The 16,591-nt window shown below is 69.0% G+C and carries 11 protein-coding genes; 6 read left to right on the top strand and 5 right to left on the bottom strand.

Translation table 11 applies throughout. From position 1 onward, the window contains the following. Positions 1–354: 354 nt before the first annotated feature. On the bottom strand, positions 355–708 hold the full coding sequence (locus IE273_RS42295; RefSeq protein ID WP_189820429.1) for a hypothetical protein: 354 nt from the start codon (positions 706–708) through the stop codon (positions 355–357). A gap of 295 nt (positions 709–1,003) precedes the next feature. Here IE273_RS42295 and mobF point away from each other — a divergent pair, with 295 nt between their 5' ends. The 5 genes from mobF to IE273_RS42270 all read left to right on the top strand — a co-directional run bounded on the left by mobF (position 1,004) and on the right by IE273_RS42270 (position 9,720). Continuing rightward, on the top strand, positions 1,004–2,971 hold the full coding sequence (mobF, locus tag IE273_RS42290) for a MobF family relaxase (protein WP_189820428.1): 1,968 nt from the start codon (positions 1,004–1,006) through the stop codon (positions 2,969–2,971). A gap of 792 nt (positions 2,972–3,763) precedes the next feature. Continuing rightward, positions 3,764–4,279 (top strand): hypothetical protein, encoded by a 516-nt coding sequence (locus tag IE273_RS42285; protein WP_189820427.1) that lies wholly within the window; start codon positions 3,764–3,766, stop codon positions 4,277–4,279. Positions 4,280–4,688: 409 nt separating this feature from the next. Further along, the gene (locus IE273_RS42280; RefSeq protein ID WP_189820426.1) at positions 4,689–4,892 is read left to right on the top strand and encodes a hypothetical protein; all 204 of its coding nucleotides are present in this window, start codon (positions 4,689–4,691) and stop codon (positions 4,890–4,892) included. Between the two features lie 319 nt (positions 4,893–5,211). Then, complete coding sequence (locus tag IE273_RS42275) at positions 5,212–9,195, top strand: SGNH/GDSL hydrolase family protein (protein ID WP_189820425.1); 3,984 nt, start codon at positions 5,212–5,214, stop codon at positions 9,193–9,195. 72 nt (positions 9,196–9,267) lie between these two features. Further along, positions 9,268–9,720, top strand: coding sequence for a hypothetical protein (locus IE273_RS42270; RefSeq protein WP_189820424.1), 453 nt, complete (start codon positions 9,268–9,270; stop codon positions 9,718–9,720). 203 nt (positions 9,721–9,923) lie between these two features. Here the strand turns inward: IE273_RS42270 and IE273_RS42265 are convergent, their stop codons facing one another. Continuing rightward, complete coding sequence (locus tag IE273_RS42265) at positions 9,924–10,355, bottom strand: hypothetical protein (protein WP_189820423.1); 432 nt, start codon at positions 10,353–10,355, stop codon at positions 9,924–9,926. Between the two features lie 690 nt (positions 10,356–11,045). Between IE273_RS42265 and IE273_RS42260 the strand changes: the two genes are divergently transcribed. Then, positions 11,046–12,443 carry a replication-relaxation family protein gene (locus IE273_RS42260; RefSeq protein ID WP_189820422.1) on the top strand — a complete coding sequence of 466 codons (1,398 nt, stop codon included), beginning with the start codon at positions 11,046–11,048 and terminating at the stop codon, positions 12,441–12,443. Between the two features lie 52 nt (positions 12,444–12,495). On the opposite strand, the gene IE273_RS42255 is transcribed toward IE273_RS42260, so the two are convergent. From IE273_RS42255 to IE273_RS42245, 3 genes are all read right to left on the bottom strand, one after another. Next, on the bottom strand, positions 12,496–12,726 hold the full coding sequence (locus IE273_RS42255) for a hypothetical protein (protein WP_189820421.1): 231 nt from the start codon (positions 12,724–12,726) through the stop codon (positions 12,496–12,498). A 457-nt stretch (positions 12,727–13,183) separates the two neighbouring features. Further along, on the bottom strand, positions 13,184–13,474 hold the full coding sequence (locus IE273_RS42250) for a hypothetical protein (RefSeq protein WP_189820420.1): 291 nt from the start codon (positions 13,472–13,474) through the stop codon (positions 13,184–13,186). After that, entirely contained in the window at positions 13,474–15,993 is a 2,520-nt protein-coding gene (locus tag IE273_RS42245; RefSeq protein ID WP_189820419.1) for a DEAD/DEAH box helicase, read from the bottom strand. Before IE273_RS42245 ends, IE273_RS42250 begins: the two co-directional genes overlap by 1 nt. Positions 15,994–16,591: the final 598 nt, after the last annotated feature.

Here is a 16,591-nt window from a genome sequence, read left to right as displayed (position 1 = left end):
CTACGGAACGCGAAACGGTCTGCCGACTCCGTCGGCAGACCGTCACGAAAGATCGAGGACAGTGGATTTTCGTTGCCACGTTCAGGGAAATATCCCCGGATTCCGTAGCTCCGCGTTTCGGACGTGGCCTGTTTTCACTCCCGGACGTTTTCTTCCTTTTCCTGTCGCCAGCCACGACTTAAGTGGTCGAAGTAGACGGCATCTCGTGCATCAGAGACAGGGAAATGGCCAGAAGGTGATCTGATGCGGTCAATCAACTGGCGTAGCACGACCCGGGATACGCCACTCCCCGATCACCTGCTCGCAGAAACGATCACCGCGAAGCGCCGCCCTCGTCGAACAGTGGGACCTGCGCTACATCGATGTCCGTGCGCACGCGGTGCCTCCACGACGACACGCTGAACGTCCACCCAGGGGCTGGTCCAGGATGCTGTGGGTCCCGATCCGGTGCCACACGATGTGGGGGAGCCCGGCGACTATCTCCCCGCCGTACGACCACGTCGCGCGCCCGTCCGGCGCCCAGGTGAGTTCGTAGACGCCCGGCGCGCAGCGCACCCCCTTGATCCGTAAGCCGGGGCGGAACTGGCGGCCGGTGCGCAGGTCGGGAACGAAGGCTTCCCGTACGACGCGGCGGAAGCGCCGGCGCTGGGCGGGGGTGAGGTGCTGAAGGTCGGCGGTGAAGCGGGGGAGGGTCTCGAAGGTGGGCACGGTGGTCTCCTCCGGGCAGCACGACGAAGCCCCCGACGGATGCCGGGGGCTGCTGTAGGCGGTGCTTCCTTGGCGGTCGCGTTCCTTGGCGCGTGGTGATGCTCAGTGGTGCTTGTTGGTGTTGTTCGGGTCGGGGTGTGAGGGCTGCCGGAGAGCGATGACATTCGCGTCCGGCCCGGGGCCGCTTCCCGCCCGGCGGGCGCCTGAGAAGAAAGTTCGGCCGCTGCTTCCGCCTGGCGGTACGTGCTGCTGGTCGGCCTTTTCTTGCAGGTCAGAGCCGTGTGGCGTGGTCTGCATGACAGTGGATATCAGGGTTATCCGGGCCGGTCAGATGTACCGCTACTACCTGCGCGAGACTGTTGTCGGTGACGGCCGCCGCCCGGCGCGCAGGCCGCTGCGTGTCGCCCAGGAGCAGGCCGGGGTCCCGGTAGGGCGTTGGATGGGCCGCGGCCTGGCCGTGCTCGGCCTGACGCCGGGTGAGGAGGTCACCGAGGCGCAGCTGCGGAACCTGTTCGGCGAGCGAGGCCGGCACCCGTACGCGGACCGGATCGAGGCCGACCTGCTCGCCAAGGGCGAGTCGGCGAAGAAGGCGTTCAAGGCCGGCGCCCTCGGGCGCCGGGTGATGGTGACCGGGGTCGACTTCGTGTTTCGGCCGCAGCCGACGATCTACCTCCTGTGGGCGTTCGGGGATGAGGAGACGCGGCGGGTGATCGAGGCCGCGCACGAGCGGGCGATCGAGCGGGTGCTGGAGTGGATCGAGGACGAGGTGGCGGTGATCCGGTACGGCAAGGACGGGATCTACCGGGTGCGGCCGCCTGGCGGGCTGGTCGCCGCCCGCTTCCGCCACTACGAGGCTCGCTCGGGGCGGCCCTTGCTGCATGACCATCTGCTGCTGTCGATGAAGGGGCAGCGCCTGGACGGGAAGTGGGGCTCGATCCACACCACCGCCCTGCACGAGAACACCGTGGCCGCCTCCGCGCTCTACAACGAGCTGGTGGCCGCGGAGGTCTGCGAGGCGCTGGGGCTGGCGACCGAGCCGCGCACCGTCACTCCGGGGCGCCGGCCTGTGATGGAGATTGCGGGGGTGCCGCACGAGCTGATTCGCTGGACGTCCCGGCGCAGCGACCAGATCGCTGCCTGCCTGACCGAGTTGGAGCACGAGTACGTCACCGCCGTCGGCGACGACGGCGAGCCGCGGTTCCTGCCCATGGTCTCCGAGCGGGCCCGCGCCAAGCTGAACGCCATAGCCGCCCGCAAGACCCGCCCACCCAAGCAGTCGGCCCGGCCGCTCGCGCAGCTGCGTGCGTGGTGGAAGGCGAGCGCGATCCTCACCTCCGGGGTCGCCGCGGACGTCATCACCTCCCTCCTCGAGTACGCCCGCGCCGCCGCCGTGGCGATCCGGGCCCGGGTCGCCGCCGTGGTCGACATAGCGCTGGCGGCCGTCGATGTCGCCGCGACGGTGTTTGTGATGAATGACGGCGGGCGGTTCCACCGTCGGCACCTGCTCGCCGAAGCCCGTCGCCACCTCGCCCTCGTCCTGCGCGGCCGCCGCCGCGACCCCGGCCTGGACGACCAAGTCGTGGCCGCCGCCATCTCCACCCACTGCCTGGACATCAGCGAGCCGACGTCCGTACGCGGCCTGGAGGCCGGCTACCGCCTCTATACCGCCCGCTGGTCCCTGTCCGACCTCCCCGCCCGGCGCCGCCCACTCACTCCGGCATCCGAACCGGACCGGCAGCCCCCGGCCGATTTCGGCGAGCTGGCTGCTCCCCGGTCGCCGGGCCAGGACGTGGGGGAGTGGGAGATCCCCCGCATTCCGCTCCAGTACGAGCGCGCCGTCCTCGCCGGTGCGGTGGTGCGTGAGAAGCTGCGCACCGCCGCCACCGCCGTGCGGGGCCGGGCGTACGACGTCGTCGCCCACCAGCAGGCGGCGATGCCCGAGCAGCTGCTCGCGCCCGAGCGGGCCGACGCCGAGCGTGGCGAGCAGGAGCAGGAGCCCGGCCGCCGTGAGGCGATGGACATGACGGCGTTGCGGGCGTTGCGGGAATCCCGCACGGACGTGGAAGCCCTCGATCTCACCGCCGAACGCCTGCGGCGCCTCGTGGAGGCATACACCACGGCGGCCGACCGAGCCCGCACGACGATGAACCGCTACGCCCACCGTGAGGATGCCGAGAGGCCGCACCCGGTGCGCGAAGACGAGCAGCAGGCGCATCGCCCGCAGGAGCCCGGACCGCACCGCGGCCGGGAGGCCGGCCACTGAGTGGACCCGATGGCGCGCACCCGATGCCGTGGTGTGCACCGACGATGTCTTCCATTCCACCGAGTGGACGACATCGTGGGGGAGTTGCGGCATCTCCGGGGACGATGCCGCAACTCCAGCCGGTGCGCGCCCGCCGCATTCCCCCTTGACGCTTTGGGGGCCGCCTCGACGCAGTGGCAAGCTTCCGTGAGGAACAGTTCATCGCGTGCCAACGGCATCACGTGCGGTCTGCCGGAGTGACCGTCCTGCAGGGACGGCACCGGCCCCAGGACGTGATGCCCGCGCCCATCTGCCGTGTGTCCTGGGACCTTGCCATGACCACCGGAACGAGCGCTGGACCACGCCATACGAGATCGACGGGTGCTTGGACGTCGTGGCTACAGGGCACCTGTGAGGCTCCTGTTTCAGTCGTTCCATGCACGACGTGCTGTCCACCGCTTCGCGGCCTTCAGGTACTTGAGTGCCTACTCACTATGCATATCTTGACACCCTCTTGGGTGTGTCTTTGTTCAAGGCTGACTCACGTTTGCCCCTCGGGCCATTCTTTTGGTTTTTTCTTGGATTATCGACTTTCGGTCACGCAGTCCCCAACTCCCGGTGAACCCCTGCCGAGAGATCCGGGCTGCGGTTAAGTTGACCTCTGCGTTCCGAACGCATGAGCGGATCTGCGGCGTCATCACCTCTGGTCCTGCAGCCCGCGACTGGCTCGGACTGCGCTGTCAGCGGCGGGGGTTGGTGCTGGCACGGCTCCGCCTGCCCGCCTTTGGAGTGATCTTCAGGGAGCAAGCGAAAATGTCGAAGCTCAGAGCAAGTCTGCGCGCTGTCACGGCTGCTGCCGTTCTGACCTTAGGTGCGATGGCCGCGCCGCAGGCGGTGGCGGCCGAACAGCCTGCCGTCTCGGTCTCGCCGAGAGCCGACGCGGCCACTCGAGCCCTCGTCCAAGCCGACCCTCAGGCCGCGGCGGCAGCAGCTACCGTGTGCGGGACTGGGTACACGCTGTTCCGAGGCGTTCCGCTTCCTGAGGGTACGGACCCCAGTCAGCGGCTTGGCACGCTGTACTCCTACCAGAACGGGAGCAAGGGGTGCGCCATCCTCGACAACAACGTCGGGGTGTCGCAGTACATGTACCTGCACGTGTGCAAGGTGGACGGCACCGGTTGTGACACGGACTCCGGGAACTTCACCGAGTACGCCGGTCCCGTCTACGTCGCCAGCTCCGTCTGTGCGCCCGTGACAGCGAAGATGGGCCAGAGCTCGAGCAGTTTGTACATTAACTTCAAAACCGAGTACATGTTCACCTGTGACTGACAACCTACCCGGCAAAGCCCGGGTTCCCGCGCGCCTCCTGTTAGTGACCATGGCAGCAGGGACGCTTGCTCTGACCGCCTGCGGCACCCAGGGAGGCCAAAAGGCCGACGCGTCCTCCTCGCCACGGTCCTCGGTAGCTGCCGAGGCAGCGCCCAAGCCGCCCAAGCCGTCGAAGGCGGCCGGCGGCCTCAGCAAAGCAGCACAGGAAGCGGCTGCCCAGCGCGCGGCCGCCGCTCCCAGTGGTGATCCTGTCAGCCCGACCAACACCGCTGTCCCGGATCCCGCAGATTATGGGTTCGGTAAGGCCGCGGCCACGGCGGCGGGGGGTGAGGTCATCGCATACACCCCTCGCCTGGAGTCGGGACGTGAGGTCGTACCGCTGACCATTCACAACGACGGGGACGAGCGGATGACGTACACCGTCACTGTGACGGTCGTGGGCGGCACGAAGAAGTCTCCGTTCTCGGTGACCGAGAAGGCCGAAGGTGTCTGGCCGGGCACCACATGGCCGACGAAGACGGACATCACCGCCTCCGGCCTCAAGGAGACGGCGGACGGCTCGAAGATCAGCCTGAAGGTCGTCAAGGCCGACACGTTCGCCGGCGCCCACTGACTGGGCAGGCACTCCGTCCGCCCGCTTAGTGCGGACCGCTACCAAGTGCTCCACCACCTCGGCCAGATGTGCTCTGACCGTCAGGGCTGGCGCGGGCAGCGACATGATCACGCCCGCGGCGCCCTATCAGGCACCTCGTCCTGGACACGACAACTGTCGTTGCCGCGGTCCGGAATGCTGGCCCACCATCTCGAACTACCGCCCGCCCTTCAGCCCCCTATGGCCGGGGCGGGCGGGCTCAGCCGTGCCCGAATCAGCGCACGAACCCCCAAACCCCGAGGAATCCCTCTTGAGATTGAGACGACAAAGAATCGTCCCGATGGCCGCCGTGATAGCCACCGCAGCCCTGACCGGCACCCTGATACACGCTGCGCCCGCTGTCGCGGCCTCACAGCCGCTGCCGCGACCCAGCCACGGGAAGCCGGCGACGGCCGCACGCGTGGCGAGTCCGGACACCAAGCTCGGCAAGGGCTGGAAGACCAGCAAGGACCGGGCCGTGACGGCTGCCGCGGACACCAGCGGTCTGAAGATTCTGGTCGCCGACAGCAGCCAGGCGTACCAGTGGAAGACCGCTGCCGAGTTATCCGAGCCCGGCCTACCGGCGGACTCGTGGATCGGCAACCAGTGCGCCATAGACCGTGACCATGTCGCCGCCGTGTACGCGCCTCGATCGTTCACGAACAAGCCGGACCTGATGCAGGGCGGCGCATTCGCGGCCATCGTCAACACCGCCAACGGGAAGGTGACGAAGTTACCGTTCACGGCCTCCCTGGCGTACTTCGACCCTTCCTGTAACACGCAGACCCACACGGCCGCCTTCACCGCCTTCCGGGACATGAACGATCCGGTCAAGACCCGCACCCGTGTCATGACGGTGAGCACCACCGGCAAGATGCTGGGCGACACCGGGCTGAGGGGGGAGGCCACCAGTGCGGTGCCGGTCAAGGACGGAGCAGTCGCCGCACTCGCCAGCCGCCTGGTCCACATTGACCGCTCCGGCAAGGTGAAGAACATCGCGGACGCGGACGGCGCCCCGTTCGACATCCGGCCCGCCGCCGACGGAAAGATCGCCTTCCTCGACCGCAAGGGCAACTCCACCGCCCACGCCAAGCTGTTCACCGGCAGCGCCAAGCCGAAGACCATCGCCTCAGGCCCACTCGGCGACCTGGCCCTCATGCAAGGTGGTGAAGGAAGGGTCTTCCTCACCGGCCACCCCAAAGGCAGCCCCGCCACAGCGGGAACCGGAGTCACTCGCCTCGACGCTCCGGCCGGCACCGATGTGTCCTCGCACGGCCGTCTCGCGATCGACCCGGTCCTCACTCCCGGCGTACGCGCTGGCCTGGCGCACATCAAGGACGCGGGTAAGGGTTTCACGAAGTCCACGGAACCCGCTCCGCAGACGGCCACACCCGCTGACGACCGTGACGAGCCCGTAACGGTCACCAGCACCGCCATCGCCACCGGGGCGAGGCTGACGCAGAGCGTGCAGCAAGCGGCCGGCAGCGGCTCGGGGCACGATCCCTCCCCGGCCCTCGCGGCGGCCACCGGCGCGCACCGGCCGAAGACCGCTTCCCTGGCGAGCCTGGTCGCGAGTTCCCCGACCGACGACGACCGCTGGTGTGCCGTATCCCGCAACGACGTCAAGGCACAGGCGCTGCAGCCGACCTCGAACCAGGTCGAGTGGGCGGTCGACATGGCGGTGCGCGGTGATCTGAGCGCGAGCTACATCCGCCAGGGTGGCTACCGCGACCAGGCTGGCCTGGGTACCGTCGACCCACAGGCACTGTTCCCTGTGCCGAAACTCGCGGGTAACGGCCGGATCCCGGCCAACGTACTCCTCGGCATCATGGCCCAGGAGTCCAACCTGTGGCAGGCCGAAGGCGGTTCGATCCCCGGCCAGATGGGCAACCCCCTGGCCGCCGTCGACGGCTACTACGGCCACAAGGCCGACCCCAACGACCCGGCCGCCTACTGGCAGATCAACTGGGACAAATCCGACTGCGGCTACGGCGTGGGCCAGGTGACCGACGGCATGCGACTGGCCGGTCATGAGAAGGAACACGAGACCAGCCTTGACCCGGCCCTGCAGAAACTCATCGCGATCGACTACGCGACGAACATCGCCGCATCCCTGAAGATCCTCGCCGACAAGTGGAACGAGGTCCACAAGGACGGACAGACGATCACCGTCAACAACGACGATCCGTCCAAGGTGGAGAACTGGTTCACCGCCGTGTGGAACTACAACCTCGGCTTCAACCCGCCGTCAGAGGCCGGCAACCATGCCGGAAACTGGGGCTTGGGCTGGTACAACAACCCGGCCAACCCCATCTACGCCAAGGGCTGGGGCCACCCGTTCATGAACACAGACGTGGACGGACCGCAGGCCAACAAGGACGCGGCCCATCCACAGGACTGGCCCTACGAGCTGAAGGTGATGGGCTGGGCAGCCTGGTCCATCGACACCGGCTACTCCTACGCCACCTCCGGCCGCCAGGACTGGCCCGGCGAGTCCGGCTTCTCCTCCGCCGGCTTCCGCCCCGCCTACTGGAACGGGACGAGCCTGGACGTCTCGTTCCCAGGCAGCGCGCGATACAACCGTGCGCATGTCGCACCGCCGCTGGACGCGTTCTGCAACTCCAAGAACAACTGCAATTCCGACACGCCGCCCGACTGCCCGGATGCCGAGTGCTACGCCCAGTACTGGTGGAACGCGCCCAACGTGACCTGGAAGGCCGACTGCGCCACCACCTGCGGCTTCGAGAACATCAAATACCAGTCTCTGGTGCAGGAACCGGGGCGCGGATACCGTCTCAAGACCGGTACGCCGGTGTGCACCGCCCCGTCAGGGGCCAAGGTCGTCGCGTCGGTCCCGAACGGAACGCCGACCTGGAGTGACTGCGGACCGGTCTCGTCAGCGGGAAGTTTCCAGTTCTCGTTCAACCCCGGCACGGAAGGCCGCTACGAAGCCAAGGCAGACCTGCACCAGGTAGGCGGCGGCTACGGCGGCCACTACTGGTACACCCACACCCGCAACGCCGACCACTTCGGTGGCCCGGCCGGCTACATGACCATCGACGGTACCTGGACTCTCGGCCAGAACCTCAATTGGGCCCGAGTCCTGGTCCACTTGCCCGACACCGGCGCACAGACCCGGCAGGCCGCCTACAAGGTGCTGGGCACGGACAGCACCAGCTCCCAGCGCTACGTGCTCCAGCGCGCGGGCGGATGGGTCAGCCTGGGCGCGTTCCACTTCACCGGCACCCCGCAGGTCGAATTGTCGAACGCGACCGACGACGGAACCGCGGACGAGGACATCGCCTGGGGCGCGGTGGCCTTCCAGCCTCTGCCCGGCAAGCCGGCCAACTCCATCGTCGCGATGGGCGACTCCTACTCATCCGGCGAAGGTGCCACGGCGCCGGGAGGTGCGGACCTGTACCCGGAAACTGACCACCCGGACACCTCCGGCGGCTACGAGACCGACAAGTGCCACCGTTCCAAGCTCGCCTGGTCACGGCAGGCGACGCTGCCCGGATACAGCACGTCCATCGGGTCCATGGCCGACAACCTGGATTCGACTATGGATTACCACTTCGTGGCCTGCTCAGGCGCCCGCACGTACAACATTCTCGGCAAGGAGCAAGACTCTCACGAAGTACCGCAAGTCCAGGCTGGATACCTGGACAACAACACGACTCTGGTGACGCTGTCGATCGGCGGCAACGACGCCCGGTTTTCGGACATCATGGGCAAGTGCATCGACATCCCGGTCCCTTCGCTGACCACCTGCCCGTACGCGGAGCTCGACAAAATCGATCCCGCCACCGGTGAGAAAACGGGTGGCACGACGGGCGCCCTGAAGGACTGGGCACCTGGGTGGCTGCACGATGCCGTCCGCCCTCAAATTGTGAAGACGCTCCAGGCCATCCACACCAAGGCGCCCTACGCCAAGGTGGTCCTCATGGGTTACCCGCAGCTAGTGGAAGACGATCACAGCTGTCTTCCCGGAGCCTACGAGGACCTTGAAGCTCAATGGGTTGTCACACTGGGGAATACCCTCACGACTGAGATGAAGGGAGCCACCGAAGACGCCGGATCATGGGCGGTGTTCTCCGACCCGCGTGACGAGTTCGTGGGCAAGGGCATTTGCGGTGATCCCGAAAGCATCCACGGCATCGTGGAAACCGGGAGGGAGCAAGCCGACAACGAAGCTCCCAATGTGTCCATGCAGTCGTTTCACCCCAAGCCAGCAGGAGCCGGACTCTACGCGGCAGCTCTAGAGCACACCCTCCAGGGGATGTGACCAGGAACTGACCCTGGGGCCTGAGTACATGTACTCAGGCCCCTGCTGTCAGCCTCTGAAAGGCTTACTCGCATGACCCACCACATGGAACCTCGGCCGGTTACGCAAGCAGCGGGAGCGGCCGCCACCGGCGTGCTGCTGTCCTTCGCCGCCTGCCAGGCATTGGCCTTGACCGAGCGCCACCGCGAACAGACATGCGCGTCGAGCGGCGGCATGTGCTTCACCTGGTGGGACCTGGCCATCCTCCCCCTCATATTCGCGACGGCCTCGGTCGTCCTTGCCATCGTCTACAAGGTACTGGGCATCGGCCCTAGGATCGTGGTCGTCCCGCCGAGCTTGCTCCTCGCGCCTCTCCCACTCGCCGCCGGGCAATCGGTTGGCGGCTGGGCGGCTGCCACCATGGCGGGTGGGTTATGGGCCTGCTCCATAGCACTGGCCGCGCGGGATCGTCACCGAGTGCTTGGCCTGGCACTGGCAGCCGCAGGTCTGCTGACCTCTCTGATCGTTCTGTATCGCCCGAGCTGACGAAACTCGGCGGACACCCGGATCGTACTGGGGCATCCTCGAACTGTCGCGAAGTGTATGGCACCTCATGGGCGGCCTGGGCAGTCGTATTGCCGGAGTGAGACGCCGCCCACCGGCACGCTCCACCGCACCGGCCCCACCCGATGCACACCACTGGCGCGCCGCCGGCCGCACCGATGGCATCCACTCCCACGGTGGTGCGGCTACCGGTGGGCGCCAGGTGCGGGGTGCACTGCGTGCGCCAGCACCAGGCGCTCGCTGCGCATCGACTGCAGGGTGTCGGCGGTGTCCGGGTGGTCGGGGTCCGGGACGACGTTCGCCGTGAACCGGATGATGCTGCGGGCGATGCCCAGTGCCGCCGTGGTGGGGGAGTCCCGCGCCCAGTCCCGCAGCGCGCACCCGACTTCGTCCAGCGCGAAGGATTCCGCGCACGGGTCGGCCTCCCTGTCCATGGCCGTGACAGGCCAGACGATGTCCTCGGCCAGCTGCAGCAGGATGAACGTCAGCTCCGGGGCCGCTTCCGCCCGCCCGGCGACAGCGCCGCCGCCACCTGTCTGCAGCGCCAGGAGGTAGTCGAATCCCCGCTCCACCTGCTCGGGCGTCAGCGGTGTACGGGACGGGATCAGGTACGGCATCAAGCTCTCCTCACGATGTCCGCCGCGAGACTCACGGCGTCGTTCCCACATGGTCGGCGCCCTGGCCTGTGGACGGAGGACGGAGAACTCTCTTTCCCTACTCGAACCGGACATATCGGGGCTGCAAGGGGTAAAGCGGGCCCCCTTGTCCGGCGTGGTCGGCCCGACCACGAACCCGACTCCATCCCCTTGTCCACCTCTGCTACCGCCCGAACGCGACCGCGTTTCTCCTTGACCGCGCCCGCTACCGGCCCCGGTCAGACCGCGGACAAGGGGGTCGGTTGCACGCTGCTCCCTCGAATCCCCGCCCACCAGGGCGGCCCGAAGCGAAGGAGCCACCGCGATGACCACGCACCGACCCCCGGCAGGCGCCCGACGCGCCCGCCCCGACCACGGGCCCGACCAGCACTGGGCAAGCCGCCCCGGCCTCCTGCGGTGCGCACTCGGGACGCCACTGTGGAACCCACTTTGGTGCCCGTCACCGAGCCGGACGGAGAAAGCCCAGGTCACCACGCAGATACGGCCGCGCGCCGCGTTGTCACAACCCTCTTCTCTCCTCCTGAACTTCTCTGTGATGTCCGTGGAGGAGGAGATCATCGGGTCCGGGGGCCGGATGCCCTCTGCGGCCGGGCGCGGCCGACGCCCGGCAGGTGGCCGCGCGCACCAGATGACGGGGAGGGAGCGCAGCTGATGGCGGGCAAGCGCGAGGAGAACCCGGCGGGGTCGTCGAACAACCTGCGCGGTGATGTGCTGCGCGTGCTCGGAGTGCTGAAGGTCGCAACCGTCGAACAGATCCAGCGGATCTCAGCCCCGCACCTGAGCTACCGGCACACCGACAAGCCGACGCCCTCGAAGCGGAAGCAGGCCCGCACTGCCTCGCACACCGGGGCGCTGTCCGATCTGCGCAAGCACGGCCTGGCGGAGAACGGCGGGCAGATCCCGGGCGGGGACAGGCTGCGCAACCTGACGCCCATGGGCCTGAAGGCCGCTGCTCGCGAGCTGGGGCGGCCGGTGGGGGAGATGGGCGACCCGGCCCGCGGCGCGGGCCGCACGGGAGCCTCCCACCCGATGACGGTCAACGAAGCCGTGCTCGCCCTGCTGCGCCCGAAGCCGGACCTGTCCCAGCTCGCCAGCGAGCCGGCCGACGTCCGTGCTGCCGCGCAGGCCGCCTTCGATGCTCCTGCCGGACTGGGCACCATCGCCTCCTACGCGACCGAGGTGCCGCTGCCCGCGACGGGCACCTGGTCCAACCCCGGCAAGGGCGGCGCCCAGGCGGACATCGTCATCACCGCGCCCGAGGACGGGGTGCCGCTGCTGTTCGTGGAGATCGACAACTGCTTCGAGTCCGCCCAGGTCCTCGCCGCGAAGATCGACAAGTACATGCGGTTCTGCCAGCGGAAGGTGAAGGACGTCGACGGCAAGGAGCGGCCGATGTGGCGCACCCGCTGGTGGGTGCCCGACGGCCGCCACGGCGACCAGCCGCACCCGCCGCTGCTGCTCGTCTTCAACCGGATCGGCCCGCGCAACCCCAACACCGTCATCGCGCAGCTGGCCGAGCTGACCGAGCGGCACTGGAAGGGCACTGCGTACGACGGCGGGTTCCACATGTACGACGGCAAGCTGCCCATCGTCGTCACCGGCATGAAGCAGCTCCAGGAGCACGGCCCGGCCGGAGCGGTCTTCCGGCGCTTCGGCCGCCCGCACAACCAGACCCTCCTCGAGGCGATCGGCAACCCGCGCCGCGAAGCCCACGACGCCCGCCGACAGGCCGAGTACGAAGCCCGCCAGCGGGAGCACCAGGAGGAACTGCGCCGCATCGCCGCACAGCACCGGGCCGAGCGAGAGGCCCGCCGTCCGGTGTGCGCCGGCTGTGGCACTCGGTTCACCGACGAACGGTGGAAGGCCATCGAGCCCGCCGGGTGGGGCGCCCCGCGCGAGACCCACCCGCACCTGTGCGAGGACTGCAAGCAGCAAGCCATCACCGTCGAACGCCAAGCCGAGCAGGCCGAGCCCGAGCACCAGGTGCACGACCAGGCCGTGCCCGGGCAGAAGGCCGCCGGCACATGGCTCTCCCGCTTCCGCGGCTGACGCGCGAGCGGCGACACCGGCCGGGCAGGACCGTCCTGCCCGGCCGGGGCGGCTACTCCCAGGGCTTCGGCAGCGCGTGCCACAGGGCTCTGAGCCAGTCGGGCGGGTTGGTGAGGAACTTGTCCACCAGCCGGTCGCTGATGAACCGGGCGGCTGCCTTTGCGGCGCCCTGCGCGGTGCCCTGGCCTATCGCGGCGGTCAGGCCGGCACCCACGGCAGGCTGCTGCGGGGCGGGCGCGGGGTCGGGCGGCTGGACGGGCGCGGGAACGTTGTCCCGGGTCATGATGCTGCTCCCTTGAGCAGAGGGATCGAGGACAGCGGACACCTGTGGTGGTGTCGTCCGCGTGGGGGTGGTGCGCGCCTCGCGGTCGGCGGTCCTGCTGCGGCTCTCTGTAGAAGAGCGTCCCTGTGGGGCTTCGGCCCGGCCCAGGGTGGGCGTGTTCAGCGTAGCGGCGATCGGTGCGGGTGTTGCCCCGGGTGTCTGGCGGCTGGTCATCGGTACTGCCTCCGGCGTGAGTTCGACATGGCGGGCGGGACAGTGACAGGGCTCGGGTGCTTGCGTCTCGTCCTGCCGGGCACGGCTCTTTCACCCCGTAGGGCTGGAAGGCGGGACCCGGACAGCAGCGGCCGGGAAGAAAGATCCCGGGGCACGACGAAGGCCCGGACGCCTGGTCCGGGCCTTGCGCTGTCGAAGTCCTCCAGTGAGCCGACTGCCAGTAAGGGAGTCGGCAACCTTCCGTCTACTCGTGCTCTCCCCGGGAGCGGTTGGCGACCCAGTCCGGATCGTGTACGGGCGCCGACACTCGCGTCTCGGTGGCCGGGGCGCGCATCACGCGCCAGCTGGTGAGCGGCGCGGTGACGACGTGGACCAGGACGACGACGGCCTGCCGCCCGGCGCCGCCCCGCACCCACGCCCCGGTGAAGCGGACCTGATCGGCCGCCCAGTCGCCCAGGCGGCTCCACGGACGCAGCCGCCCGAGCAGATAGCCGGCCGCGAGCGCGACGACGGCCACGAGGACCACGACGCCCATCACGACCACCGCATCCCGATCGCGGACAGCAGCCCCACCCGCTCCGGGGACAGCGTCGCGGCCCGGCTGCGCTGGTTCCCGATCCACGCCCCGAGCCGGAGCTCCCGCTCCTCCTGGTCCTCGCCGACGATCCGTTCGATGTGTTTCCTCGGTACCCGCAGGTGCCCCTCACGCTCGTAGAACTGCTTGGCGGCCTCGTAGTTCAGCGCCCACTTGTCGGCCTGCGAGCGGCGCGGGGGCGGCTTCTCGTCCTCGGCCACAGGCTCGATCCCGAGGACCTGCTCGCACATCCACTGCTGCACGGTCGTCAGGTTGTCCCAGCCGAGCCGGACCGAGCGCACCCACCGGCCGAGGTCCTCGCCCTGGTGCACGACGTCGCCCGGCGACGTGGGCAGCGGGCGGCCGGCCTCCAGGTGGAGCCGGACGAGATGGAAGGCACGCTGCCACTCCACCGGCCAGGCCGGGCACCACGACGGGTCGATGTCCTCCAACTGCTCGCGCCGCTCGTCCGACAGCGCCCCGGCCGACGACTGAACCGGCAGCCCCTCGGCACGCCGCTGCTCGATCTCGGCGGCCTTCCGGGCGGCGGCCCGCGCGTTCTTCAGCCAGATGCCCACCTTGTAGCCCTGGTAGGTGGCGTCCAGCGGCGCCAGCAGGTGCCCGTTCACCTCGGCCCACCCGCGCGCCGCCGCGAGACCCTCCTCCCACGCGACGTCGAAGTGCGACCACACCATGCCCAGCTTCTCCAGCTGCTCGACGCGGTCCTCATCCATGGCACCGCGGGCGTAGAACCGCCGGTTGTCGGCGATCCACTGCCCGAGCGGGAAGTTCGCGAGCGAGGCCGGCCACCCCTCGGCCTCCACCGCCTGGTCCTGGCCGCCGGGCACCCGGTACGTGAACGGGACCTTGAGGTCGCCGTGCTCGCGGACGTAGATGACAGCGGCCTCGATGCCACGCCGCCAGTGCTCGTGCTCGGGGTTGAGGACCCGCAGGTTGATGAACGCGGCCAGCTGCGCCGGGTCGCGCGGCGTAGAGAACTTCAGCAGCTTCCGCGCCGGCGCCGACGGGCCGCCGCCCCCGTTCCCCTCGCCCCGGCTCTCGGGGCCCTGCGCCCCCTTCTGGACGGGCTTGTAGGCGCTGGGGGCCTGCTGCTCGGCGAGCTGCTCCACCACCCGGGCATCGTGCGCCCTGAGCGCCTCCAGCAGCTTCGCCAGCCCGCCGAACGCCCGACTGGTGAGCATGTTGTCCGCTGTCTCGCCCGGCCCGAGCAGGACCGGCACGACCAGGCTGGCTACCTTTCCCTCGCCCGGCTGCATCCGCAGCGCGCGGCCCACGGCCTGGACGAGGTCGGGCATCGAGCCGCGCACGTCTGCCCAGTACACGGAGTCGCAGTTCTTGGTGTCGACGCCCTCCCCGAGGACCTTCACCGAGCCCAGAAAGCCCTTCTCCACGACCGTGCCGTCCGTGGCGATCCCGGACGCGAACTCCCCGAGGACCCGCCGCCGGTGACCCGGCTTGTGCTCCCCGCACAGCCAGTCCGCCCAGATCGTGCGCGGGTACAGCTCGGGGTCGGCGGCATGCAGCCGCTTGGCGACGTCCGGAAGGCCGGCCGCGAACGCCTCGGCCTCCTTCACCACGTGGTGGAAAACGAGCGTGCGCCGAAAGCCCTCCTCCGAGGACGCCTTGAGCAGCGCGGTCTGGAGAGCTGCGAGCCGGGCCCCGCGGACCTCGTCCGAGCGCCCCTCAGCGCCCAGGAGCTGCGCGGCCTGGAGCTGCGTGTCGGTGATGTCCACGCACACCACCTGGTACGGCGCGCAGATCCCCCGGTCGATCGCTTCCGACAACGTCAGCGTGAAGCAGCGCGCGCCGAACGGCCCGTCCGGATCGTCCTCCATCGACGCCACCAGCTCACCTGGCGCGCCCTCGGCATCCTCGTCCAGCTGCCACAGACGGGGCGTGGCGGTCATGTACAGGCGACGCAGGGACGGGATGCGGGTGTTGTCGTGGACGACCGCCCACGGCTTGCCCAGCCGCCCCGACGTCCGGTGCGCCTCATCGACCACGATCAGGTCCCAGCCCGGAAGGCCGGCCCTGTGCGCGCGCTCCAGCGTGCCCAGCCCGAGGGAGGCGTACGTGGCGAACACGGTGACCTTGTCGAACGGCCGCACCCAGTCGACCAGTTCCTCCACGTCCGTGGTGTTGGGGAAGGACACCTCCTCGCCCCGCAGGGACGAGACCCCGATCATCGGGCCCGTGCGGCCCGCCTCGCGCCACGCGACCTCGGTCTGGGTAAGCAGATCCAGCGAGGGGACGAGCACCAGCACACGGCCCGCACGGAGCTTCTCCGCGCTGCGGGCCGCGACCCGGGTCTTGCCGGACCCGGTCGCCATGATCACCTGAGTCCGGAGCCCCCTCTCAGGCGCAAGCGATCTTGCAGGCAATTCGAGGGCACGGACAACCGCGTCAACGGCTTCCTGCTGCGCCGCCTCACGCTGATCGGTTCGGCTTGTGGTCGACATATCCGTCTGCCTTCTCCTGGGCTCTTAGCTGGACAGGAAGCGGGATACCTGCACGTAGACGGTGTGCGATCGGCTACGGTGAACCTCACCGGAACCGGGTCACAGCCTCGGGCCAGTAACCGGAAGCGTGATCGGAAACCGGGCCAGCTCCCTCAGTGGTGGTGTTATCTGAGTCCAGAGTCTATCTCGTGATTCAAACTGAAGCACTTGGATCCGAGAAAATCCCTCGAACGTGGCTGGATACTGTTACTGTGGCCTTACGGCCAGCCTGACAGCCGGTCAACTCGGCCGCACTTCCCCCGGTTCGGCCTCTCACTCTCCCGACAACCCGTCACCCCTCCCTCTCCTTGCTGCCGCTCGGGCCGCAGGCCACGTGGGTGGGCCGCGCGGAGCGTGGCGCGCCCACGTGGTACGGCGGGTGACGTGGGGTCAGGTGATGGGGTGATGGGTGGCTGGAGCGCAGCGGAGGCCACCGGGTCGGCCGGAGGCCGGCCCCGGCCCGCAACGCGGGCCGGATGCCCTGTAGTTGGCGGGGCGCGCGGAGCGCGTGCCGCCTGGCGGTGAGCGAAGCGAACCGCTTCCGCTCACGCGGAGCGGG

Source organism: Streptomyces olivaceoviridis (assembly GCF_014650115.1).
Classification (GTDB): domain Bacteria; phylum Actinomycetota; class Actinomycetes; order Streptomycetales; family Streptomycetaceae; genus Streptomyces; species Streptomyces olivaceoviridis.
Note: the sequence above shows the minus strand (reverse complement) of the source record. Positions and strands in the feature narration are given on the sequence as shown.